Origin of the sequence: Microbacterium sp. Root280D1 (assembly GCF_001428975.1) — a bacterium.
GTDB lineage: Bacteria > Actinomycetota > Actinomycetes > Actinomycetales > Microbacteriaceae > Microbacterium.
In genome coordinates this window covers 155887-179168 of sequence record NZ_LMJK01000002.1, presented here as the reverse complement: position 1 = coordinate 179168, position 23282 = coordinate 155887, and the positions used below count along the sequence as shown (strand labels likewise).

Annotated in this window: 27 protein-coding genes; 9 read left to right on the top strand and 18 right to left on the bottom strand. The window is 68.9% G+C overall.

What is annotated here, in order from left to right; all coding sequences use genetic code 11:
* The first annotated feature begins 3 nt into the window (after positions 1-3).
* Positions 4-894: a phosphotransferase gene (locus ASE34_RS06990; protein WP_056278096.1), complete on the top strand. Its 891-nt coding sequence runs from the start codon at positions 4-6 to the stop codon at positions 892-894.
* A gap of 4 nt (positions 895-898) precedes the next feature.
* Here ASE34_RS06990 and ASE34_RS06985 read toward each other — a convergent pair whose 3' ends face one another.
* The 4 genes from ASE34_RS06985 to ASE34_RS06970 are packed head-to-tail and all read right to left on the bottom strand — an operon-like array spanning position 899 to position 3863.
* Entirely contained in the window at positions 899-1654 is a 756-nt protein-coding gene (locus ASE34_RS06985; protein ID WP_056278094.1) for a metallophosphoesterase family protein, read from the bottom strand.
* 12 nt (positions 1655-1666) lie between these two features.
* The gene (locus tag ASE34_RS06980; RefSeq protein WP_056278091.1) at positions 1667-2317 is read right to left on the bottom strand and encodes an alpha/beta family hydrolase; all 651 of its coding nucleotides are present in this window, start codon (positions 2315-2317) and stop codon (positions 1667-1669) included.
* Positions 2317-3096: a DUF4870 domain-containing protein gene (locus ASE34_RS06975; protein WP_056278089.1), complete on the bottom strand. Its 780-nt coding sequence runs from the start codon at positions 3094-3096 to the stop codon at positions 2317-2319. Before ASE34_RS06975 ends, ASE34_RS06980 begins: the two co-directional genes overlap by 1 nt.
* Positions 3096-3863: a general stress protein gene (locus ASE34_RS06970; protein WP_230100666.1), complete on the bottom strand. Its 768-nt coding sequence runs from the start codon at positions 3861-3863 to the stop codon at positions 3096-3098. Before ASE34_RS06970 ends, ASE34_RS06975 begins: the two co-directional genes overlap by 1 nt.
* Before the next feature lie 100 nt (positions 3864-3963).
* Here ASE34_RS06970 and ASE34_RS06965 point away from each other — a divergent pair, with 100 nt between their 5' ends.
* Genes ASE34_RS06965 through ASE34_RS06950 form a run of 4 tightly spaced genes read left to right on the top strand, consistent with a single transcriptional unit; the run spans position 3964 to position 7371 of the window.
* Positions 3964-5229, top strand: coding sequence for a magnesium transporter MgtE N-terminal domain-containing protein (locus tag ASE34_RS06965; RefSeq protein WP_053095585.1), 1266 nt, complete (start codon positions 3964-3966; stop codon positions 5227-5229).
* On the top strand, positions 5229-5774 hold the full coding sequence (locus ASE34_RS06960; protein WP_053095584.1) for a DUF1003 domain-containing protein: 546 nt from the start codon (positions 5229-5231) through the stop codon (positions 5772-5774). The genes ASE34_RS06965 and ASE34_RS06960 overlap by 1 nt, the downstream gene beginning before the upstream one ends.
* A complete protein-coding gene (locus tag ASE34_RS06955; protein ID WP_056278087.1) occupies positions 5771-6889 on the top strand; it encodes an Mrp/NBP35 family ATP-binding protein in 1119 nt (372 codons plus the stop codon). The genes ASE34_RS06960 and ASE34_RS06955 overlap by 4 nt, the downstream gene beginning before the upstream one ends.
* Before the next feature lie 8 nt (positions 6890-6897).
* The gene (locus tag ASE34_RS06950; RefSeq protein ID WP_082586548.1) at positions 6898-7371 is read left to right on the top strand and encodes a hypothetical protein; all 474 of its coding nucleotides are present in this window, start codon (positions 6898-6900) and stop codon (positions 7369-7371) included.
* Between the two features lie 37 nt (positions 7372-7408).
* Here ASE34_RS06950 and ASE34_RS06945 read toward each other — a convergent pair whose 3' ends face one another.
* Positions 7409-7795 carry a twin-arginine translocase TatA/TatE family subunit gene (locus tag ASE34_RS06945; RefSeq protein ID WP_053095581.1) on the bottom strand — a complete coding sequence of 129 codons (387 nt, stop codon included), beginning with the start codon at positions 7793-7795 and terminating at the stop codon, positions 7409-7411.
* 89 nt (positions 7796-7884) lie between these two features.
* Between ASE34_RS06945 and ASE34_RS06940 the strand changes: the two genes are divergently transcribed.
* Positions 7885-8520, top strand: a complete 636-nt coding sequence (locus ASE34_RS06940; protein ID WP_053095580.1) for an O-methyltransferase — start codon at positions 7885-7887, stop codon at positions 8518-8520.
* Positions 8521-8611: 91 nt separating this feature from the next.
* Here ASE34_RS06940 and ASE34_RS17520 read toward each other — a convergent pair whose 3' ends face one another.
* The 3 genes from ASE34_RS17520 to dapE form a co-directional block, all read right to left on the bottom strand.
* Positions 8612-8785 carry a DUF3117 domain-containing protein gene (locus tag ASE34_RS17520; RefSeq protein ID WP_067122349.1) on the bottom strand — a complete coding sequence of 58 codons (174 nt, stop codon included), beginning with the start codon at positions 8783-8785 and terminating at the stop codon, positions 8612-8614.
* A 96-nt stretch (positions 8786-8881) separates the two neighbouring features.
* On the bottom strand, positions 8882-10099 hold the full coding sequence (locus ASE34_RS06935; RefSeq protein WP_053095579.1) for a hypothetical protein: 1218 nt from the start codon (positions 10097-10099) through the stop codon (positions 8882-8884).
* Positions 10081-11154: a succinyl-diaminopimelate desuccinylase gene (dapE, locus tag ASE34_RS06930; RefSeq protein WP_056278082.1), complete on the bottom strand. Its 1074-nt coding sequence runs from the start codon at positions 11152-11154 to the stop codon at positions 10081-10083. The genes ASE34_RS06935 and dapE overlap by 19 nt, the downstream gene beginning before the upstream one ends.
* Before the next feature lie 65 nt (positions 11155-11219).
* Between dapE and dapD the strand changes: the two genes are divergently transcribed.
* A complete protein-coding gene (gene dapD / locus ASE34_RS06925; protein WP_056278079.1) occupies positions 11220-12173 on the top strand; it encodes a 2,3,4,5-tetrahydropyridine-2,6-dicarboxylate N-succinyltransferase in 954 nt (317 codons plus the stop codon).
* 227 nt (positions 12174-12400) lie between these two features.
* A complete protein-coding gene (locus ASE34_RS06920) occupies positions 12401-13801 on the top strand; it encodes a DEAD/DEAH box helicase (protein ID WP_053095576.1) in 1401 nt (466 codons plus the stop codon).
* A 75-nt stretch (positions 13802-13876) separates the two neighbouring features.
* On the opposite strand, the gene ASE34_RS06915 is transcribed toward ASE34_RS06920, so the two are convergent.
* The 7 genes from ASE34_RS06915 to ASE34_RS06885 form a co-directional block, all read right to left on the bottom strand.
* Positions 13877-14347, bottom strand: coding sequence for an SRPBCC family protein (locus ASE34_RS06915; protein ID WP_056278076.1), 471 nt, complete (start codon positions 14345-14347; stop codon positions 13877-13879).
* Positions 14348-14358: 11 nt separating this feature from the next.
* Entirely contained in the window at positions 14359-15678 is a 1320-nt protein-coding gene (locus ASE34_RS06910) for a citrate synthase (RefSeq protein WP_157538143.1), read from the bottom strand.
* Positions 15679-15822: 144 nt separating this feature from the next.
* Positions 15823-16935 (bottom strand): succinyldiaminopimelate transaminase, encoded by a 1113-nt coding sequence (gene dapC, locus ASE34_RS06905; RefSeq protein WP_056278073.1) that lies wholly within the window; start codon positions 16933-16935, stop codon positions 15823-15825.
* Positions 16936-16938: 3 nt separating this feature from the next.
* On the bottom strand, positions 16939-17220 hold the full coding sequence (fdxA, locus tag ASE34_RS06900) for a ferredoxin (RefSeq protein WP_056278070.1): 282 nt from the start codon (positions 17218-17220) through the stop codon (positions 16939-16941).
* 9 nt (positions 17221-17229) lie between these two features.
* Positions 17230-17706, bottom strand: coding sequence for a histidinol dehydrogenase (locus ASE34_RS06895; RefSeq protein ID WP_230100669.1), 477 nt, complete (start codon positions 17704-17706; stop codon positions 17230-17232).
* Positions 17707-17741: 35 nt separating this feature from the next.
* On the bottom strand, positions 17742-18056 hold the full coding sequence (locus ASE34_RS06890; RefSeq protein ID WP_053095573.1) for an AzlD domain-containing protein: 315 nt from the start codon (positions 18054-18056) through the stop codon (positions 17742-17744).
* Positions 18053-18763, bottom strand: coding sequence for an AzlC family ABC transporter permease (locus ASE34_RS06885; RefSeq protein WP_056279009.1), 711 nt, complete (start codon positions 18761-18763; stop codon positions 18053-18055). The genes ASE34_RS06890 and ASE34_RS06885 overlap by 4 nt, the downstream gene beginning before the upstream one ends.
* Positions 18764-18856: 93 nt before the next feature.
* Between ASE34_RS06885 and ASE34_RS06880 the strand changes: the two genes are divergently transcribed.
* Positions 18857-19405 (top strand): helix-turn-helix domain-containing protein, encoded by a 549-nt coding sequence (locus tag ASE34_RS06880; protein WP_056278067.1) that lies wholly within the window; start codon positions 18857-18859, stop codon positions 19403-19405.
* 3 nt (positions 19406-19408) lie between these two features.
* Here the strand turns inward: ASE34_RS06880 and ASE34_RS06875 are convergent, their stop codons facing one another.
* The 3 genes from ASE34_RS06875 to ASE34_RS06865 all read right to left on the bottom strand — a co-directional run bounded on the left by ASE34_RS06875 (position 19409) and on the right by ASE34_RS06865 (position 23140).
* The gene (locus ASE34_RS06875; protein WP_056278064.1) at positions 19409-21040 is read right to left on the bottom strand and encodes an MFS transporter; all 1632 of its coding nucleotides are present in this window, start codon (positions 21038-21040) and stop codon (positions 19409-19411) included.
* Between the two features lie 28 nt (positions 21041-21068).
* A complete protein-coding gene (gene glsA, locus ASE34_RS06870) occupies positions 21069-22082 on the bottom strand; it encodes a glutaminase A (RefSeq protein WP_056278061.1) in 1014 nt (337 codons plus the stop codon).
* Positions 22083-22255: 173 nt separating this feature from the next.
* Positions 22256-23140 (bottom strand): hypothetical protein, encoded by an 885-nt coding sequence (locus tag ASE34_RS06865; RefSeq protein ID WP_056278059.1) that lies wholly within the window; start codon positions 23138-23140, stop codon positions 22256-22258.
* Between the last annotated feature and the right edge of the window lie 142 nt (positions 23141-23282).

Genomic DNA, 23282 nt, shown 5'->3' with positions numbered 1-23282 from the left:
CGGATGCACGAGGGCGAGCTCGCACTCACGGACGATCGCGCTGCGCGGCTGATCGTGCAGACGTTCCCCGAGCTCGCCCATCTGCCGATCGAGCGCGTCCGCTCGACGGGCACGGTGAACACGATCTTCCGGATCGGCGACGACCTCGCGGCACGGTTCCCCCTCGTCGCAGAATCGCGCGATGTCCTCGGCGCCGAGGCCGCGGCGATGGCTGAGCTCGCCGACGTCTGCGGCGTGCCGGCGACGCGGCCTGTCGGACTCGCCGCGGCGACCGAGGAGCATCCTTCTGCCTGGTCGATCCAGACCTGGTTGGCGGGTGTCGCCGCGACCCCCGCCGGCCACGCATCGTCGGAGTCGCTCGTCTCGGACGTCTCCGGGCTGATCACTGTGCTGCGGTCGACCGAGACCCGCGGACGGAAGTTCGACGGGCGCGGCCGCGGTGGTGTTCTCCGTGACCACGACGAGTGGGTCGCGCTCTGCATCGAGCGCAGCGCGCACCAGGTCGATCCTGATCGCGTGGATCGACTCTGGAGCTCGCTGCGCGACGCGCCCCGCGAGGGTGCGGACGTCATGAGCCACCGGGACCTCACGCCGTTCAACCTGCTGGTGGCCGACGATCGTCTCGTCGGTGTCCTCGACGGCGGGAGCTTCGGCCCTGCCGACCCTGCGCTCGATCTCGTCGCCGCGTGGCATCTGTTCGACGCTCGGGGGCGATCCGTCGTGCGTGACCGTCTGCGCGTCTCCGACAGCGAGTGGCGGCGAGGAGCAGCCTGGGCGCTGCAGCAGGCGATGGGCCTCGTCTGGTACTACGAGTCCTCGAACCCCGCCATGAGCGGTCTGGGACGGTCGACGATGAGGCGTCTGCTCGACGATCCGGACCTCGCGAACCTCTGAGCGATCATGGCGTCGTCGTCTGCGATGCCTGCCGCCCTCGATATACGGCGGTGCGGAGCTCGACGGCCCAGACATCGGCGGTCGGCATGTCGAGCGATTCGGCGACGGCGATCTCGGCCTCGACGTCGTAGGGCACGCGCACGAACTGGATCCCGAAGGGATCGTCCGCCGACTGTCCTCCTTCGAGGATCACGTAGGACGGAACGGGTGTGTCGAGCGGGTTCCCGACGCTTCCGACGTTGAACAGCGTACGTCCGTCGTTCGATTCGATGTAGGCGTCGTGGATGTCGGCGTAGCCCACCACATCGGGCAGCGGGCCGTCGCCGGTCATCTCCGTCGCCTCGAACATCGCGGAGAACTGCTCGGGCGTGTGGGCGAAGTGCACGCGGACGTGCGGGCTCTGCGCCGACGCGTGGAACAGGCGGATCCGATGACCGCTGAGGACCAGATCGACACTCAGCGGAAGCGACCGGAGCCACGCCCTGCTCGGCGCCGACAGCTCATCTCGCCACCACAGCATCTCGGACGGCCCGTCGTCGGGGATGGTCGGCAGGAAGTCGTCCCAGTTGCCGCGGACGTTCACCTCGCACACGTCGCGGCAGCGCCGCACGGCGTCCTCGCCTCGTGGCCCCTTGCCCGCCGTGTCTCCGAGGTTGACGATGCGGGCGATGCCCCTGCGATGGATGTCGGCGAGCACCGCCTCGAGAGCGGTCAGGTTTCCGTGGACATCGGAGATCAGGGCGACGCGTTCGAGACTCACCCTGCCATGCTGTCAGGGCCGGACGAACTCCGCGACGATCGGCGCGAGCGACGCGCCGATGTCGGATGCCGCACGCTTGCGCCCCTTCACCTCGAAGGTGTGACCGCCACCCTCGATCCAGACGACGCGGGCGTCCTGACACGTGGAGACGACGTCATCGAACTGTGTCAGAGGTTGGATGAAGGGGTCGTTCGTGCCCTCGACGAACAGCTGCGGCGCAGCGACCGCCGGCAGGTGGTCGGCTCTCGGCTTCTCCGGTCTGCCCGGAGCGTGCAGCGGGTAGCCGAGGTAGACGAGACCGTCGACCGCCAGTCCCTCGGCCACGGCCATCGATGCCATGCGTCCGCCGTAGGACTTGCCTGTGGCCCAGATGGCGGCCTCCGCGTCGAGATCGCGCGCGAAGGCCACCGCCGCGTTCCACGTCGCGATCGCGTGCGCCGCAGGCCCCGGCATCCTGCGCCCCTGCTCCACGTAGGGGAAGTTGAACCGCAGGGTGGAGAATCCCCGGTCCGAGAGCGCATCCGAGAATCCCACGAGGAATGGATGGTCCTTGCCCGCACCGGCGCCGTGGGCGATCAGGACTGTCGCGCCGTTGTCTCCGGGCGCCCAGTCGGCAGAGACCGTCGTCACCCCGGAGGGCAGCTCGACCGGGATCTCGAGCATCAGGCCCGCAGGTACGGGATGGCGAACGGCACGCGCATGACCTTGCCGCTCGACGCACGCACCATGCCCACGATCACGAGCACGACGTGCAGCACCGAGAGCGCGAAATAGAGCGTGATGGGGATGCCGAGCGGGTAGAAGCCGGTGGTCGGCGAATCGGAGGTCAGCGCGAACAGCAGCACGAAGTGCGTGACCAGGAGCACCGTGGAGACCAGAAGGTACGTCAGCCCCCAATTCAGCGCAGCGCGAGCGTTCTCACGCGCGACCCCGCCGTATCGACGGGACGCCCCGCCGCTCACGGCCATGGCGAGTCCGGACGCGAGTCCGCCGACGAACGGGAACGGGATGAGGATCAGCAGGCCCAGTGCCCACGGAAGCAGACCCCGCGGGGGGACGGCCGCAGGGTAGGCGCCGACGGGGTACCCCTGTACGGGGTAGGCCGGCGGCGCGTAGCCCGGTGCCGATTGCTGCGGCGCGTAGCCCGGCGCCTGAGGCGGCGCATACCCCGGGGCCTGGGGTGCCGCATACCCCGGGGCCTGCGGCGGTGCGTACCCGGAGCCCTGCGGCGGTGCGTACGCGGAGCCCTGGGGCGGTGCGTAGCCGTGCGACTGCTGCGGGGCTGAGCCGGGCGCCGGCGGCGGGGCGTACGGGTTCAGCGGACGGGCCGGCGCCGCGGGCTGCTGCCCGTCAGGGAAGGGCGGAACGGGAGGCACGGGCGTCGGTGCGGGCTGCGCCGATCGCTCGGACGGGGTCGACGGATCGCGGGGTGCGTCTGACATCAGGCGGGCTCCGCAGACTTCGGAGGAACCCCCGCGCCACCGGTCCCGGGCGCCGCGGGAGACGGCGGCTCCGGATCCGCGGGCCTCGGCGGGACGGCCGGCTCTGCAGGCGGAGTCTCACCGCCGCCCAGCGGCGGTGTCGGCTCGCTGCCGGGAGTCGGATCGGCTCCGGGCGTCGGCTCTTCGGGCGTCGGCTGTGTCGTGGTCGTCGGCTGTCCGGCCGGTTCGTGCGCGCCGGGGGTGATGCGCTCGCCGTACCGCGGCGGCTCGTCGAGGTTCACCGGTGCCCGCGCCGGTGCCGGCGTGGCCGCACCCAGGGCGAGACGGGCCTTCGCGAGCGAAGCGGCCTGGACGCGGACCTCGTAGTGATCGGCCGCGAACTGCGTGACGCTCGCGAAGTCGCGGCGTCGCCGCACGATCGCATACGTGACGAGGCTCAGAAGCATCCCGAGTGCGACGCCGATGAAGACGAATCCGACGAACAGCTGGATCGGAACCTCCGGGTTGCCGATCACGAGGATCGCAGAGAGGAAGAGACCGATGAGCACGCCGTTGATCGCTCCCGATCGGGCGGCTGCTGCATAGCCCAGACGCCCGGTGATGCGCTCGACCGTCCGGACGCTCTGTCCGATGATCGCGATGTCCCGGGCGGGCACCTCCTGGGCGATCAGTTTCGACACCGTCTTCTGGGCGCCTTCGTAATCGCGTGTGGAGGCGACGATCTCGCCCTCATCGCGGCTGTCGGCTGGACGGTTCAGCATGCTCATCCCGCCATTGTTCCATGCCTTGTGGTGACAGGGCCGGGAGTGTGTCGTGCAGCGGTGCCGCCGGGGCCACCCCTGCGACACCGGCGACTACGCTGGACGAGTGAGCACACAACGGGTATTCGCCGCGCGCCTTGCTGGCTGCGCCGTCTTCGACCCCGTGGGCGACCGGCTCGGCAAAGTCCGTGATGTCGTCATCGTGTACCGAAGTACGGGTGCTCCCCGCGTCATCGGCCTCGTCGTCGAGATCCCCGGGCGCAGACAGGTCTTCCTCTCCATCGGACGGGTGACGTCGATCCGCGCGGGCCAGGTGATCAGCACCGGTCTCATCAATGTGCGCCGATTCTCACCGCGCGCCGGCGAGGTGCGCGTTCTCGCCGAGCTCCTCGGGCGTCGGGTGAGCCTCGTCGACGGCAGCGGCACCGCCGTGATCGAAGACGTCGCCATCGAGCCGAACCGCATCGGGGAATGGGCGATCAGTCAGCTCTTCCTGCGTCGACCGAAGACCAGCGCCTCTCCGTTCGCGAAGGGACCGACCACGTTCGCAGCCTGGAGCGAGGTCGCCGAGCAGCACTCCCCCGGCGAGTCCCAGTCGGCCGAGCAGCTCGTCGCGTCGTACTCGGAGCTCCACGCAGCCGACCTCGCGAACACCCTGCTCGACCTCCCCCAGCAGCGCATGATCGAGGTGGCCGAGGAGCTCTCGGACGACCGCCTGGCCGATGCCCTGGAGGAGATGCCCGAAGACGAGCAGGTGCATATCCTCGATCGACTCGGCGACGAGCGCGCCGCCGACATCCTCGACCAGATGGAACCGGACGACGCCGCGGACCTCCTCGCGCAGCTTCCGCCGAATCGTCTCGAGCAGCTGCTCGAGCTGATGGAGCCCGAAGAGGCCGAGGACGTCAGGATGCTGCTCCGTTACGGCCCCGACACGGCCGGTGGACTCATGACGCCCGAGCCGATCATCCTGTCGGCCGACGCGACAGTGGCCGAGGCGCTCGCCCTCATCCGGCGCCACGAGCTGCACCCCGCCCTTGCAGCCGCGGTCTTCGTGACCCTGCCGCCGTTCGAGACGCCGACCGGTCGGCTGCTCGGCATGGTGCACTTCCAGCGGATGCTGCGCTACCCGCCGCACGAACGTCTCGGGGCCATCATGGACGACAGCCTCGAGCCGGTGCGGGTCACCGCGTCCGCCGCTGAGGTCGCCAGGATGCTGGCGAGCTACGACCTCGTCTCGCTCCCCGTGATCGATGCCGCCCACCGACTGGTCGGCGCGATCAGCATCGACGACGTCCTCGACTACCTGCTGCCCGATGACTGGCGCACGCACGACAGCGACGAGCCGACGGTCTCCAAGGAGGTGCGCTGATGCCCCGCTCCCGCTCGCGCTCGCCTCGGCTCGACGCACCCCTGGGCCGCGGCACCTCCCGCCAGCGCTCGACGTCGCGTGATCGCTTCGGCCGTTTCACCGAGTGGGTCGCCCGCGCCATGGGCACCCCCGCGTTTCTGCTGATCCTCACTCTGTTCTGTGTGCTCTGGATCTGCTGGAACACACTGCTGCCCGACCACCTGCGCTTCGATGACGCGGCGCTCGGTTTCACGGCCCTCACCCTCATGCTCTCGCTGCAGGCGTCGTACGCGGCCCCTCTGATCCTTCTCGCGCAGAACCGCCAGGACGACCGTGACCGGGTGCAGATCGAACAGGATCGTCAGCGGGCCGAGCGCAATCTCGCCGACACCGAGTACCTCGCCCGTGAGATCGTCGCGCTGCGGATGTCGCTCGAGGAGCGCAACAACCAGGTCGTGACCCGCGATGTGCTGCGGCAGGAGCTCAAGTCGCTGCTCGCCGAGCTCGGAGACCATGACGACGAGCCGGTCGAGCGACGCCCCCGCGGCCGCGCCGCATCATCATGAGCACCGCTGATTCCGTGCGGGCGGCCGTAGCCGCGGTCACAGATCCCGAGCTGCGACGCCCCATCGGCGATCTCGACATGGTCAGGGAGATCGACGTCGACGGTCCGCGCGCGCACGTCGCGATCGTCCTCACGATCGTCGGCTGCCCGGCTGCCGCCCGCATCGAATCGGACGTCCGCGCGGCCGCCGCCTCCGTGCCGGGGATCACCGAGGTGGACGTCGAGGTCGGTGTCATGACGCCCACCGAGCGCAAGGCGCTCACCGAGAAGCTGCGCGACGGCCGGCCGCCGCGCCAGATGCCCTTCGGCCCGGACTCGCTCACGCGGGTGATCCTCGTCTCCAGCGGCAAGGGCGGGGTCGGCAAGTCCACGGTGACGGCGAACCTCGCGGTCGCACTCGCCGCGCAGGGTCTCGCAGTCGGTCTCGTCGACGCCGATGTGCACGGCTTCTCGATCCCCGGGCTCCTCGGCATCCCCGCGGGGACACAGCCCACGCGCATCGATGACCTCATGCTCCCGCCCGTCGCCCACGGAGTGAAGACGATCTCCATCGGCATGTTCCTGCGCGACGGCGAGGCCGTGGTGGCCTGGCGCGGTCCGATGCTGCACCGCACAGTGCAGCAGTTCCTGACGGACGTGTTCTTCGGCGACCTCGACATCCTGCTGATCGACATGCCCCCCGGCACCGGCGACATCGCGATCTCGATCGGGCAGCTGTTGCCGCACGCCGAGGTGCTCGTCGTGACGACCCCGCAGGCGGCCGCATCCGACGTCGCGATCCGCAGCGGGCTGGTGGCGCGTCAGACCGGTCAGCGGGTGATCGGCGTGGTCGAGAACATGGGCGCGCTCACCCTGCCGGACGGCACCGTGATAGACCTGTTCGGCTCGGGTGGAGGTGCCGCCGTCGCAGAGGCGCTGTCCGAGACGCAGTCCGTCCCACTGCTGGCGTCGATCCCGCTCAGCCCCGCGCTGCGCTCCGGAGGCGACGACGGTGTGCCGGTCGTCCTGAGCGACGGCGCCGATGCGGCGGCGACGGCGATCCGTGATCTGGCCCGCACTCTCGCCGGACAGGGGCGCGGACTCGCCGGCCGGTCGCTTCCCATGAATGTCGGATAGGCCCGACCATGACTGTCACCGTCGATGAGCGGTTGCTTCGGGGAATGGCTCGAGATGCCGCGGTCTACGCGCTCACTCGTCCTGCGGCGATCGTGATGTGGATCGCCCTCGCTGCAGCGCTCGCGCTGAGCATCCTGAATCTGAGCGCGACCGGAGGCAACCCGGGGCTGTCGGGTCTGCTCCCCGTCGCGAGCATCGGTCTGATGCTCTATGCCGTCGTGATGACGATCGTCGGAGCGCGGCGTGCCGTGCATTCGGCGACCCCGCCAGGCACCGTCGTCTGGGTGCGACTGGGCGACACTGCCCTGCACATCGGCGCGGGGCATCGCTCGTCCGACATCGACTACAGCACCTTCCAGAGCGTGCGAGCAGGCGCTGACGCGGTACTGCTCAAGCTGCGTGGCGCGTCGGCGATCACCGCCATCCCCCGGTCACTGGTGACGGACGACGACCTCGCCACGCTGCGCGCGCGCATCGGCTGAGCCTTCGCAGCGGAGCTCCGCCGGGCGGAGACTCGGGCTATGTCGCTTCGGAATCGTACGGCGGAGGACTCGCGACCGAGAACTCCGGTCGCACCCTCGCCGTCCGCACCGGTTTCACCGTCGGCTCCGCAACGACTGCCTCCGCACGGGCGGGACCGGGCGCAGCGTCGTCTTCGAAGAGCGCGTCGCGGATGATGCGCCGGGGGTCGTACTGCCGTGGATCGAGTTTGCGCCAGTCGACGTCGTCGATCTCGGGACCCATCTCGTCGCGGACACGCGATTTGGTGTCGCGGAGGAACTCGCCGGCGCGCCGAGCGAGCTTGGCGACGCTCTCGGCGTAGCGGGGCAGCCGCTCCGGTCCGATGAGAAGCACAGCGATCAGACCGATGAGCAGCAGCTTCTCGAAGGTGATCCCGAACTGCATCTGTCCAGGCTACCGCCGCGCCTGCCGTTGTGCCGCGCACCGAGCGCATACCCTGGGAGAACACATATCTCAGTCGGGAGAATCAGGCAATGAGCGAGAACGATGCGAATGCACGTTTCATCCGCGAGTCCATCGCGGAGCCGTCGCCGATCGCCCGCGCGCGTGCGCACGCCATCGAACTCGGCGCGTCGCCGATCAGCGCGGCCGTCGGCTCGCAGATCGCCGTGCTGGCCGCCGCGACCGGTGCCAGATCGATCGTCGAGATCGGCACGGGCGCCGGAGTCTCGGGGCTCTGGCTGCTGCGCGGCGCGCCGCAGGCGGTGCTGACCTCGATCGACAACGAGCCCGAGCACCTCGCCGCCGCCCGTCAGGCCTTCTCCGACGCACGCGTCCCCGCGACGAAGGCGCGTTTCATCACAGGTCGCGCGGCCGACGTGCTGCCCCGCATGAACGAGGCGTCATACGACATCGTGCTGGTCGATGCCGACCCCGAGAACGTCATCGACTACGTCGAGCATGGCCTGCGGCTGGTGCGTCGAGGCGGAATGGTTCTCGTCCCCCGCATTCTCGGAGGCGGCCGTGTCGCCGATCCGGTGCAGCGCGACGAGGTGACCTCCGCCTACCGCTCGCTCGTGCAGGAGACTCAGGAGTCATCAGCCGTGCTCGCGACCGTCTCTGCCTCCGGCGAGGGGCTGCTGCAGCTGATCAGCGTCGGCGAGAGCTGAGCCGAACACCGTCGTGAACGGACGGAAGAGGGCGACGGATCATCGATCCGTCGCCCTCTTCGTGAATCCGCGTGCGCGAATTCGAGTTCGATCAGGCGGGCGTCACGACGGCTGCCAGCACGTCGTGAAGCTCCTTCGCCTCTGCGTCGTTCACGGAGACGACCAAACGGCCGCCGCCTTCGAGCGGGACGCGCACGATGATGAGTCGCCCTTCTTTCACGGCCTCCATGGGTCCGTCTCCGGTCCTCGGCTTCATCGCTGCCATCGTGGGCTCCTTTTCCTCCGGTGGTATGCGATCAGTTTATCGGGTGTTACCGGAACCTGGATGTCCCCTATGAAGAAATGCATCAAGCCTTAACATTCACGGCACCTGCCAGAAGGTGTTCCCCAGGGCGTAGATGTGGAATATCCACAGCCACTGCCCCAGCAGGCAGACGGCCAGGACCCCGAGCCGCCAGACGCGCGAGCGCGGCACCGCGAGTGCTCCCCAGATCGGGCTCACGGGCAGCAGCAGCCGGAAGGTGCTCGACTGAGGGAAGAACACCGCGAGCAGGTAGAGGAGGTAACTCGCGCTCCACAGCCGCAGGTCGGGACCCAGCGCACGCACCTGCGGCACGTAGAGCAGGGCGGCACCCGCTGCCACCACCAGGAGCGCGACGGCGACCGGCCCCCACGAGCCGGGGAGTCCCCACTGACCGAACCAGAACTGGGATGCCTGGACCCACCCTTCGAAAGGCACGAACCCGTCGACACCGCCCACGAGCCAGTTGCGACGCCAGGAGAGCTCGGTCGCCAGGTACGCACCGGGATCGCCGGTCACGACGCCGGCGATGACCTGCCACGAGAAGCCCGCGACCGTGGCGAGTGCGCCGAGCGCCACGATGTGCACGATCTCCCGCGGGGCGAGCGGATCATCCCTGCGATGCCACCAGCGGAGGATGCCGTGCAGACCCAGGTACAGCGCGAACGCGAGAATCCCCGGTCTGGTGAACGCCATCACGGGGATGAGGAGATACAGCCATGCGTAGTTCCGTCGCACCGTGGCATCGAGAGCCAGGAAGAGCAGCAGCAGGAACAGGGTCTCGGCGTACCCCACCTGGAACATCGCCGCGATCGGTCCGGAGGCGAAGAACACCACCGCCCACATCGCCGCACGCGCGCCGATCCGATCGCGCAGCAATCGGTGCAGCGCGAGACAGGCGAGGTAGCCGGCCACGAATGACAGCAGGAAGGCGCCCATCCCCCAGGACCCGAACACGAAGCCGATCGCCTTGGCGGCGAAGGCGAACACCGGCATGAACGCCCAGGCGTTCTCAGCGACGTCACCCGATTCGGTGAGCGGCAGATCCGAGGGGTATCCCTCTTCGGCGACGAGCCAGTACCACTGCGCGTCCCACCCGACGATGAAATCGGCGAGGCCCGGTTCTGCGCCGAACCTCGACAGCGATGTCGACTGCGTCGCCGCCGCGATCATCATCGCGGTCGTCACCGCGCGAGCGGCGAGGTAGATCAGGGCCACGCGCAGCGCCAGTGGCGCTGCGGCCCACCGGCGGGTCGCGGTCAGCGCGAGCTGAGCCATGCGCGCAGTCCTCGCTCGACGGCGTCGATCTGCGCGAGCGGCACGCGCTCCTCGTCATGGTGCGCGAGGTGCGGGTCTCCCGGTCCGTAGTTCACGGCGGGGATGCCGAGGGCGGAGAACCGAGCGACATCGGTCCAGCCGTACTTCGGGCGAGGCTCGGCGCCGACGGCGGCCACGAAGTCTTGGGCGATCGGCGCGTCGAGGCCCGGCCGCGCGCCTTCTGCGGCGTCCGTGATCTCCACGTCGAAGCCGGCGAGGAGGTTGCGGATGTGCGCTTCTGCATCTGCTGCCGACTTGCTCGGAGCGAACCGGTAGTTCACCTCGACCTCGCAGGCATCGGGGATCACGTTGCCTGCGACCCCGCCTGTGATGCGCACGGCGCTCATGCTCTCCCGATACAGGAGTCCGTCGACCGCGATCTCTCGTGCACGGTACTCGGCCAGGCGCGCGAGGATCGGGGCTGCCCGATGGATGGCGTTCTCACCGATCCACGCACGTGCCGCGTGCGCACGCACGCCGGTGGTGCGCACGATCGCGCGCATCGTGCCGTTGCAGCCACCCTCGACCTCGCCGTTGGACGGCTCGCCGAGGATCGCGAAGTCGGCCTGGAAGAGATCCGGCCGCACCGCGGCGAGGAGCGCCAGCCCGTTCTTCGAGGCCTCCACCTCTTCGTTGTCGTACCACATCCAGGTGATGTCGACCGAGGGCTCGGTGAGCTCGGCGGCGAGCTTCAGCTGCACAGCGGTGCCGCTCTTCATGTCGACGGTTCCCCGGCCCCAGATGTACTCGACGCCGTCGATCTCGACGTCCTTCGTCGGCACGTTGCCGTTGATCGGCACGGTGTCGATGTGTCCGGCGATCGCGACCCGCTGCGCTCGCCCGAGATCGGTGCGCGCGACGATCGTGTTGCCGTGGCGGATCACCTCGAGATGGGGGTACGCGGAGATCGCCTGCTCGATGGCATCCGCAAGCGCCTTCTCGTCACCCGACACGCTCGGGATGTCGCAGATCGCACGGGTCAGGTCGACGGAGGACGCGGTCAGATCGAGCATCATGCCCCCAGCCTACTTACCCCGACATCTGGACCATCCCTCGTCGCCTGTCGCGATACCGTGGAGGTATGACTGAGGCGCGCACCGTGTGGGGTACTGGACTGTCGACGATCGCCGGTGACGGCACCGTACTGGATGCCTGGTTCCCCGAGGTGACGGCCGTCGAGCCCGGTGCCGACGACGCGGGCACCGCGCTCGCGGCGCTCGAGGAGTTCACCGGTCCGGACGAACGTCGCAACGTCTCGGTGCAGACGGTACAGCTGCAGATCGATCTCGATGCGGCGCCGGCCTCGACCGCTGACGCCTATCTGCGGCTGCACACACTGTCGCACCTCCTGGTGCGACCGAACGAACTCAACCTCGACGGCATCTTCGCGCATCTGCCGAACGTGGCGTGGACGAATGCCGGCCCCATGCACCCCGTGGATGCCGCGCGGCTTCGACCCGTGCTCCAGCGCTCAGGGATCCAGGTTCAGGGGCTCGACAAGTTCCCCCGGCTCACCGACTATGTGCAGCCTGCCGGTGTGCGCATCGCAGATGCGTCGCGCGTCCGCCTGGGCGCGCACCTCTCCCCCGGCACGACCGTCATGCACGAGGGCTTCGTGAACTTCAACGCAGGCACCCTCGGTGCGTCGATGGTCGAAGGACGTATCTCCCAGGGCGTCGTGGTGGGCGACGGCAGCGACATCGGCGGCGGCTCGTCGATCATGGGCACGCTCTCGGGCGGCGGCGCACACCGCGTCTCCATCGGGGCACGCACGCTGCTGGGAGCCAACGCGGGCATCGGCATCTCGCTCGGCGATGACTGCGTCGTCGAGGCCGGACTGTACGTGACGGCCGGCACGAAGGTCGTGCTGGTCGACGGCCCGGCGACGCCTGACGGCGGCAGGAAGACCGCCAAGGGTTCCGAGCTGTCCGGACGCGACGGACTGCTGTTCCGCCGCAACTCGCTGAGCGGCGCGGTCGAAGCCGTGCAGCGCGCCGGCGTCGGTGTGACCCTCAACGACGCACTCCACGCCTGATCGCGCGACTCGCTGAGAGCGGGCCGTCTCAGCCTTCTCCGGGACCGCCGTGATAGGGTCGCGGTGACGCCACTCGCACTGCGAGACGTCTGCGTCGTCGACACGCTCCCGCGCCACTTGCCTGGTTCTGGCCATTTCGAACGGCGAAACGATGCGCGATCCCGCGCCGTCGCCCACCTTCCGCACCCGGCCCCTCGGCTCGTGCGTGCATTTCTCGGAGATACTTCATGACTTCCTTCCTCGATCTCGGCGTGCCCGCCGACCTTGCCGCCGTCCTCGCGAAGGACGGCAAGACCGAGGCGTTCGCGATTCAGCGCGACACGCTTCCCGACTCGCTCGGCGGACGCGACCTCCTCGGCCGCGGCCGCACCGGCAGCGGCAAGACGATCGCCTTCGCGCTCCCCCTCGTCGCCCGCCTCGCCGCCTCGTCGCGCAAGAGCCGCCCCGGGCACCCCCGAGGACTCGTCCTCGCTCCGACCCGTGAGCTCGCGACCCAGATCGCCGCGACCATCGCGCCCCTCGCCGAGGCGAAGGGCCTGCGCGTCACCACCGTGTTCGGCGGCGTCAGCCAGCGTCCCCAGGAACAGGCCATGCGCAACGGCGTCGACATCGTCGTCGCGTGCCCCGGCCGTCTCGAAGACCTGATGAAGCAGCGGGTCGTGCAGCTCGACTCCGTCGAGGTGACTGTGCTCGACGAGGCCGATCACATGGCCGACCTCGGCTTCCTGCCGGGTGTCACCCGCATCCTCACCGCCACGCCCGCCGGCGGACAGCGCCTGCTGTTCAGCGCCACGCTGGACCGCGGCATCGACACCCTCGCCCGCCGGTTCCTCTCGAACGCCGTGAGCCACGAGGTGGACGAGGAGAGCGTGCCCGTCGGCGAGATGACGCACCGCGTGCTCGTCGTCGATTCCACCGACAACAAGACCACTCTCGTGCGCGAGCTCGCCTCGGGCACCGGTCGCCGCATCCTCTTCACCCGCACGAAGCACCAGGCGAAGAAGCTCGCGAAGCAGCTGACCGCGGCGGGCATCCCCGCTGTCGATCTGCACGGAAACCTCTCGCAGAACGCGCGTGAGCGCAACCTCGGCGCCTTCTCGTCAGATCCCGCCGACGGAGGCGTGCGCGTCCTCGTCGCGACCGACGTCGCCGCCCGTGGCGTGCACGTCGACAACGTCGACCTCGTCGTCCACGTCGACCCGCCCATGGAGCACAAGGCATACCTGCACCGCTCCGGCCGCACCGCCCGTGCGGGAGCCGCGGGAACCGTCGTCACGGTGGTCCTCCCCGAGCAGCGTCGTGATGTGAAGGACCTCCTGCGCAAGGCGTCGATCACCGCCGCGCTCGAGCCCGTCACGTCGAACGCCGTCACCGAGCTCGTCCCCGAGCGTGCGCCGCACGTTCGTCCGGCTCCGGTTCAGCCCCAGCAGCAGCAGCGTCAGTCGTCGAAGCAGCGCCCCGCCGGTGGCGAGCGCAATTCAGCGGCCAACCCGCCGTCGCGCCGCAGCCGTCGTCCGCGCTCGGGCCAGGGCGGCCAGGGCGCCACGGCCGGCAGCCGTCAGGGTGGCCAGGGCGGATCCCGCTCCGGCGGCCAGGGCGGCCGTGGTCGCGGTTCGCAGGGCCGCTGACCCGAGAGACATACAGGCGGGTGCGCCGACGCTCAGCGTCGGGGCACCCGCCTTCTTCGTCCCGCCTGCGCGAGGTCAGCCGCGAACGGCGGCCAGCACCTGCGGATCTGAGCACCCTCGGGCGAAACCGGCGATGCGCCGACGGATCTCGAGCCCGAGCACCCGCGCGCCGATCCACTCGGCGATCGGCGCGAGCCAGGTCGGCTGACACGAGAAGTTGTACTTCCAGACGGCGAGCGTGCCCTCAGGCACCTCGGTGAACCGCCAGCCTCCGCCGAGCTTCGTGAAGAACCACGGCCCGGTCTCCATGACCATCCCGACGTTCCTCGGCGGGGCGTAGGACACATACCGGCTCACCATCGACAAGCCGAAGCGCTGCCTGGTGAACGTCCGCACATCCTTGGCCGCGACATCGGCGCCATCGAGGAAGTGCTGCTCACTGATGAACGGATCCCACCGGCGTCGGATCGCACCCGTCGTCTGTGAGACGGCGAAGGCCGTCGCCGGATCCACCGGCACGACGGCCTCCGCGCTCACGACAGGCATCGCGAGTCGATTCAGCGGGTCTGGAAGGTGCGCTCGGGAGATCCTGTGTAGAGCTGCTGCGGGCGACCGATCTTGGTCTGCGGGTCGAGCTGCAGCTCGCGCCACTGTGCGAGCCAACCGGGCAGACGGCCGATCGCGAACAGCACGGTGAACATGCGCGTCGGGAAGCCCATCGCCTTGTAGATCACGCCGGTGTAGAAGTCGACGTTCGGGTAGAGACGACGCTCCTTGAAGTAATCGTCGGCGAGAGCCAGCTCCTCGAGCTCCTGAGCGAGGTCGAGCAGCGGATCCGTGACGCCGAGCTCGGCGAGCACCTCGCCCGCCGCCTCCTTGACGAGCTTGGCGCGCGGGTCGTAGTTCTTGTAGACCCGGTGCCCGAAGCCCATCAGCTTCACGCCCTCTTCCTTGTTCTTCACCCGCTCGACGAAGCGCGAGACGCTCTGACCGGAATCGCGGATCTGCCCGAGCATGGTGAGCACGGCTTCGTTCGCACCGCCGTGCAGCGGGCCGGAGAGAGCCTGGATGCCGGCGGAGATCGAGGCGAACTGGTTCGCGCCCGTCGAGCCGACGAGACGCACAGTCGAGGTCGACGCGTTCTGCTCGTGGTCCTCGTGCAGGATCAGCAGCAGCTCGAGGGCCTTCGACATCACGGGGTTGACCTGATACTCCTCGGAATGCACGCCGAAGTTGAGCTTCAGGAAGTTCTCGACGAAGCCGAGGGAGTTGTCGGGGTACAGGAACGCTTGGCCGATGCTCTTCTTGTGTGCATACGCCGCGATGACCGGCAGCTTGGCCAGCATCCGGATCATGTTCAGCTCGACGTGCTCGGGGTTGTGCGGGTCGGTCTGACCCTCGTAGTAGGTCGAGAGGGCTGCGACGGCAGACGACAGCACCGACATGGGGTGCGCGGTGTGCGGAAGCGCCGAGAAGAAGCGCTTGAGGTCTTCATGCAGCAGTGTGTGCCGACGGATCTTCTCGTCGAACTCGGCGAGCTCGGCGGCGGAGGGAAGCTCGCCGTAGATGAGGAGCCAGGCGACCTCGAGGTAGCTCGTCGAACCGGCAAGCTGCTCGATCGGATACCCGCGGTAGCGCAGGATGCCCTTGTCTCCGTCGATGAACGTGATCGCGGACTTCGTCGACGCCGTGTTGACGAACCCGTAGTCGAGTCCCGTGTAACCCGTCTGCCGCGTCAGCGTCGAGAAGTCGATGCTGTCGTTGCCGGCCGTGCCGCGCACGAGTGGGAATTCAGCGGTCGTATCGCCGATCGTCAGCTTCGCCGTCGCCTGCTGCTCTGCCGCTGCGCTCACGCGGGCCTCCTCATGGATCGTCATCAAGTCGGATGTGGCGATGTCACGGCGCTGTGCACCAGGTCAGTTCGAGATCGTCGATACACGACCGAATCGCCTTTACAGCCTAGTAGGCACACAGGCCTACTGTGACAACCGACAAAAGAACCACTGATCTGAGGCCAGAACCTACACGGCCTGTTCGTGCAGACGCCGCGCGCCCTCAGCGATCCTGTCGGAGGGAGCCGTCAGAGCCAGTCGCACGTGCTGGGTCGAGAACTCACCGTAGAACGGACCGGGACCCGCCAGGATGCCGAGATCGGCGAGCCGCTCGATGCTCGCCCAGGCGTCCTGCCCCTCCGTCGCCCACAGGTAGAGCCCGGCCTCCGAGCCGTCGATCCGGAACCCCGCCGCCTCGAGCGCAGGCCGCAGCATGTCGCGTCGCGCTCGGTAGAGCGCCTTCTGAGCGGCGACGTGCTCGTCATCGCCCAGCGCCACTGCCATGGCGTGCTGCACCGGCTCTGGCGGCATCAGCCCCAGGTGCTTGCGCGCGGTGAGCAGTTCGCCGACGATGCGCGCGCACCCTGCGACGAATGCCGCACGGTAGCCGGCGAGATTCGACTGCTTGCTGAGCGAGTAGACGCTGAGCAGATTGGCCCTGCTGCCACCGGTCACGCGAGGGTCGAGGATCGACGGAATCGGCTCAGTCGCCCAGCGGCCGTCCCAGCCGAGCTCGGCGTAGCACTCGTCGCTCGCGAGCACGGCTCCCAGCTCTCGAGCCCGCTCGACCGCAGCAGCCAGTTCCTCCACGGTCCAGGTACGGCCGTCCGGATTCCCGGGCGTGTTGATCCAGATGAGCTTGGTGCCGTCAGGCCACTCCGTCGGATCGTCGGACGGCAGCGGGGTCGCTCCCACGACGCGAGCACCCACCTCATAGGTCGGGTAGGCGATTCGGGGATGCACCATGATGTCACCCTCCCCCAGGCCCAGAAGGGTCGGCAGCAGAGCCACCAGCTCCTTCGAGCCGATGGTGGGCAGGACGTTGTCGACGGTCAGGTCGCTCACTCCCCTGCGCCGCGCGTACCACTCGACGATCGCCTCACGAAGGGCGGGAGTGCCGACGGTCTGAGGGTAGGCGTGCGCATCGGTCGCCTCCGACAGCGCCCGGCGGATCAGCTCGGGCGTCGGGTCGACGGGCGAACCGACCGACAGGTCGACGATTCCGTCCGGATGGCGCGCGGCGCGTTCGCGGTAGGGAACGACCGCGTCCCACGGGTAGTCGGCGAGATCGCGAACACTCACGGACTACTCGCCCTGCGGCGGGAGAGCGGCGATGATCGGGTGATCGTGTGCGATGACGCCAACCTTGGCCGCACCGCCCGGGGAGCCCACCTCGTCGAAGAACTCGTCGTCTTCGTAGTAGATCGCCTCGACCGGGCAGACGGGTTCGCACGCGCCGCAGTCGACGCATTCGTCGGGGTGGATGTACAGCGAGCGTTCGCCCTCGTAGATACAGTCAACGGGGCACTCGTCGATGCAGGCGCGATCCTTGACATCGACGCACGGGAGGGCGATCACATACGTCACCCCTCCAGTCTACGACTCGCCGCCGGTCCGATCGCCCAGGACGGGGGCACGAGGGGCGGTCGCCTCGTCTGCGCCGGGCGCCGTGCCGGATGCCGCGGCCGTCGACGCCTGCGCCTCGGTGCGAGTCGGAAGCCGCGAGAACGAGGGCCATGCGACAGCGAGGAGCACGAGCCCCGCGACGAGATAGGTCCAGATGCGACCGCTGAGCGTGTCTTCGACGACCACCGATCCCCCGGGCCCGACGCCGGAGATGAGCACCAGCATGCCGAGCATGCCGAGCCCCGCGGCGAGAGTCGCGCCTCGGTCGTGGGTGAGCGCGCGGATCGCGACGAGGATCGCGCCGCACGCGATCGCTCCGACGATGAGTCCGACGGGCACGGGACCCCACATGAGGCTGTGACCGATCGTCCCTGCGACGCCGAACACGCCGCCGACGAGAGCCGCGGCGATCCAGGAGAGCACCCGGGAGATCCATCCGATACGCACGAGTCGATCCTACGCGCGCCGCCGCGAAGGGGCGCTCAGACAGCGAGCCCGAACAGGCGCAGGAGAGCCGCGACGAGGGCGGCCGCGACCACCACGACGAGGAACGACTGACGCAGCCAGAGAAGCCCGGCCGCGACGAGCAGAGCGGGAACCCGTGCATCGACGACGACGGCCTGCCCGGCTCCGAGGGTCTGCACGGCCACGAGCGCGGCGAGCAGGGCCACGGTGAGCAGATCGGAGATGCGCGCCGGTCGCGGTGCCTCGAGCACCGAGGGCGGCACGAGGTACCCGGCGGCCTTCAGAGCGAGGCAGATCACCGCAGCGAGAAGGATCGCACTCCAGATGCTCACGCGGCGGCCTCCCCACCGTCGAGTGCGGAGGCATCGACTCGACCGAGCCAGTTGAACCAGCCCACGATGATCGCGACGACGGCTGCCACGAGCACGGGCAGCCCGGGCATGATGAACGGCGTGAGGGCGGCCGCCACCACCGCCGCAGCCACCCCGACCGCTATGGCCTGACGTTCCTTCAGGCGCGGCCAGAGCAGAGCCAGGAACGCCGCGGCCGCCGCAGCATCCAGCCCCCAGGTCTTGGGGTCACCGAGCACGTCGCCGACGAGTGCCCCGATCAGGGTCGTGATGTTCCAGCCGATGAAGATGCCGATCCCGGTGACCCAGAAGCCGACCTGCCTCAGCCGCGGATCAGTCTGCGAGATGGCCACGGCGGTCGACTCGTCGATCGTGAAGTGCGCCGCCGCTATCCGCCGTCCGGTGGTCGTGCCGACGACGGGTGACATCCGCATGCCGTATGCGACATTGCGCACTCCCAGCAGCGCGGCCGACGCGATCGCCGACGGCAGTGCGGACACTCCTCCGGCGGCGAAGACTCCGACGAAGGCGAACTGCGACCCGCCCGTGAACATCAGCAGGCTCAGCACGCACGCCTGCCAGACGTCGAGTCCGGATGCCACGGCCAGCGCGCCGAACGAGATGCCATAGGCGCTGGTGGCGAGCACGACTCCCAGCGCTTCACGCCAGACCTCGCGGTCGGCGCTCATCGCACGATCGTTCGCTGCGGTGAACACATGACCATCATTCTGAACGCGGTGTCCGGGATAGTCAAGCGAACGATCGTTTGACATGATGAACACATGGAGGAACTCCGAACGCGCATCGCCCGCACTCTGCGCAGAGAGAGGGAGAGAGCCGGACTGTCCGTGTCGGAGTTGGCGCGTCGAGCGGGAATCTCGAAGGCGACCGTCTCCCAACTGGAGTCCGGTGCCGGCAACCCCAGCGTCGAGACGCTCTGGGCGCTCGGCGTCGCGCTCGGGGTGCCGTTCGCCGTCCTCGTCGATCAGCAGAGCAACGCGCCGACGCTCATCCGCGCCGATGACCTCACGGGCGTCCCGTCGTCGGTCGCCGCGTACAGCGCGACCCTGCTCTCAGCGAGCCCGCCGGGTGCGAGGCGGGATGTGTACCTGATCCACGCGGATCCCGGGGATCCACGCCGCTCCGATCCGCATCACGCGGGAACGACCGAACACGTGATCCTCATCTCCGGCCAGGCTCGGATCGGTCCGTCGGACGCCCCCGTGCTGCTGAACCCGGGCGACTATCTCTCGTACGCCGGAGACGCGCCCCACGTGTTCGAGGCGACCGTCGCCTCGACCAGTGCGGTGCTCATCTCGGAGCTGCGCTGAGCATCACTTCGGCGCGGAGCCCGAGACCGGTGACGGGTCCGGGATCTCGTCCGGCTTGTACTTCGGCAGCCGGGATGCAGGCAGGATCGCCACGGCACTGAGTCCCGCGAGCAGCAGCAGGCCGAGTCGCAGCGTCCCCAGACGCGACTCCTCGTTGACGGCCACCGCCGCGTCGACCTGCTCGGGCGTCGCATCCGTCTGCTCGAGTGCTGCGCGCAGGTCGTCGTTGCTGACGAAGTTCAGGTTGTCCATGTCGACCTGCGCGACGAGCGACGGCGGCAGCTCGGGGTGCTCGACGACCGCGCGGCCGATGCTCACCCCGAGGAGCGAGACGAGGAGTGCGCCGGCCAGAGCGGTCCCGACCGCCGAGGCGAGATTCTGCGTGGTGCCGCGCAACGAGCCGACATCACCCGCGAGCTCAGCCGGCGCCGCGGTGACGAGCACGTTGAAGACGAGGGTCACGAGCGCACCCTGACCGATGCCGAACACGACCAGCCCGAGGATCGTCGGAAGCGTCTCCCAGTTGTTGTTCACCACGAAGGACAGCCAGACGAGCGCGACCGTGGTGAGGATGAAGCCGAAGACGCCGATGACCCGCGGCGGGTAGCGCTTGTAGAACCGGACGACAAGTGTGGCGGTGATGAACACGGTCAGGTTGAAAGGCATCATCGCGAGCGACGTGTCGAAGGGCGTCCTTCCCTGCACGATCTGGATGTACAGGGGGATGGTGAAGTTCACGCACGCCTCGAGCGCCACGACGATGAACATCGCGTACACGGCAGCGCGCTCCTTCGACGAGTCGAGGATGCTGAGGTCGATCAGCGGCACCTTGCCCTCGGCCATCCGACGGCGAGTCCAGACGAAGAAGCATTGACCGAGCACGACCCCGACGACGACGAAGGCGGGCGCAGGCGAGAGCCCGAGGATGTTGAAGGGTGCGGCCTCGGTCGCAGCGACGGCACCCCACCCGTTGAGGTTGTTGAAACCCAGGGTCAGAAGCACGATGGCCGCGCCGATGAGGAGCGACGCCACGAGGTCGATGCGGATCGACGCGTCTCCCCCATCACCTCGCAGCGTGAAGCTGAACGCGAAGACGACCACGGCGATGCCGAACACGATGAAGAACATCGGCCGCCATCCGACCAGGGTGCCGAGCGTGCCGCCGATGAGGAACGCGGTGACTCCCGAAATGGCTCGGGCGGACCCGATCGCACCGATCGCCGTCGCCTGCTGCGCGCCCCGATAGTTCTCGGCGATCAGCGCCACGATCGAGGGGACGATGATCGCTGCGGCGGCGCCGGCGACCGCCTGCCCCGCGATGGCCCAGCCCACGCTCGGGGACACGATCATCAGCACCGACGACGCGGCGAACAAGCCGATCACGATCCGGAAGATGAGGACCCAGCCGACCCGCTGACCGAGCTTCGCGCCGGTCATCACGAGGGCGGCCACGGCGAGGCCGTACATCACGATGGTGGTGCTGGCGACCGTCGGCGGCACGCCGAACTCACTGACCATGCCACCGAGGGATATCGGTAGGGCTGCCACGTTGAACGACATGAGCACCTGGGCGAGGAAGAGACTGACGAGCGGCATCCAGGAGGTCTTCGTGGATGCCGGAGCAGTGAGTGTCATGGCAGGGTCCTCTGAGCGGGGAAGGAGGTCAGTCCGTCGACCGAGCGGTCGGCGCGGGCGCGGAGGCGAACAGGTTCAGTCCGAGAGCGCGGGAGAGGTGACCGATGGCGAGCTGCGATCGCACGGAGTTTCCCGCCGCGTCGAGGCGCGGTGAGAATCCGGCGACGGCACCCTTGCCCGGCGCGACGGCGACGATCCCTCCTGCCACACCCGACTTGGCGGGCAGCCCGATCTCGAACAGCCACTCACCCGAGGCCTCGTAGAGGCCCGTGGATGCCACCACTGCGAGAGTGTCGCGGCAGACGTCCGCAGAGACCACCCGCTCGCCCGTGATCGGATTCACGCCGCCGTCGGCGAGCGTCGCCCCCATCACCGCGAGGTCGTGGGCCGTGACGCTGAGAGCGCACTGACGCGTGTAGACGTCGACGACCTCGTCGGGGTCGCCGACCAGCCGTCCATAGCTGCGGAGCAGCCAGCCCATCGCCCGGTTGCGCTCGTTGGTCGCGGCTTCCGAGGCGTACACCACGCCGTCGAGGCTCAGCGCGCGGCCGGCGAAAGCAGAGAGCCCCTCGCGCACGCGCTCCCACTGCTCGACAGCCGTCTGCCCCGGCATCAGTGCCGTCGTCGCGATCGCACCGGCGTTGACCATCGGATTCATGGGGTGTCCGCCGTTGAGCTCGAGCGCCATCAGGGAGTTGAAGGCGAGGCCCGTGTTGTTGACGCCGACGATGTCGCGCACCCGCTCATGGCCGTGCTCCTGGATCGCCAGGGCGTAGACGAACATCTTCGAGATCGACTGGATCGAGAACGGATGCTGCGCATCCCCGGCGTCATGCAGGCCGCCGTCGACCTCGATGACCGCGAGACCGAACAGCTCGGGGTCGGCGTCGGCGAGCACCGGGATGTAGTCGGCGACCGCGCCGCCGTGGTCCTGCGCATACAGACGATGAGCCTCACGCACGAGCTGGTCGACCCTCTCCCACCCGGGCAGCCCACCCGTCGAGACCTGCTGCGGGATGCCAGCCAGCGCCGCGACGTCCATGCGTTCTCCTTCGAGTCCACGACCCCCCAGCCGTCATCGCTCACCGTAGTGCCAATGCGTCGCGCTGCCTAGGGCATGCAGTGCCCTGTTGCGACACATGTCCGGACACACCGAGACCCACCACCGCACGCAGGCGGGGTGGGTCTCGGAGGGAGGGTGTGCGGAGCTGCGGCTCAGTACCAGTTCACCGACTGGGAGTGGCCCCACGCACTGCAGGGGGTGCCGTAGACCGACGAGATGTACCCGAGGCCCCAGCGGATCTGAGTGGCCGCGTTGGTCTGCCAGTCGGACCCGGCTGACGCCATCTTGCTTCCGGGCAGAGCCTGCGGGATCCCCGTCGCGCCACCCGAGGCGTTGTACGCCTTGTAGTTCCAGCCGGACTCCTTGGTCCACAGCGAGTTCAGGCAGGAGAACTGGTCCTCGCCCCAGCCGTACTCGCTCGACGCGATGTCGCGAGCCGCGGCCTTCGCGCCGTCGACGGTGTTCGTCTGAGCGAGCGCCGCGGCTTCAGCCGCCGCCTGGGCCGCAGCCGCGTCCGCAGCGGCCTTCGCCTCCTGGGTTGCGACATAGGACGCCTGCAGCGCAGCGGTCTCCGCGACGATCTCGTCCGTTCCGGTGACTGCGTACGCGGTCAGGCTCGAGAGCTCTCTGTTCGAGAAGTCATCACGGTCCGCCAGCTGATCGACCCACGTGGTCACGTCAGCCGTGTCGACGCTCGAGGGTGCGGCGCCCAGATCGAGGCCCGATGCCGCGACCTCTGCGTTCAGCGCCTCAGCTGCCGCGACGGCATCCTGAGCGGCGACCATCGTGAGCGCCGAGTCATCCGCGCTCTTGGCCGGGGCGTCCGGCTCGCCGGTGACGAACGAGGTGACGCCTGCGACGGCGTCCGGCAGCTCGGCGCCGGCCGCGGGGGCGGACACGATGCCGACCGTCAGAGCGAGGCCGAGCACGCCTCCGGTGATCGTTCCGAGAATCAGTTTCGGGCGACGCGCCGTGATGGCGTTACGAGCTGTCGCCGCCGCGTGGGCGCGCCGAAGCGCACGGGTGGTGTGAAGCATTGGGTTCGACTTTCGGGTCGTCGTACGCCCGTCACAGGACACTCATCGGGAGATCGCCCCAGGCGCAAGGTAACGATTCTGCAACGGCACTCCTGGACGTTTCGTGAGAAAGGGGCCCTGTACCGCCGTTTCCGGCGGTACA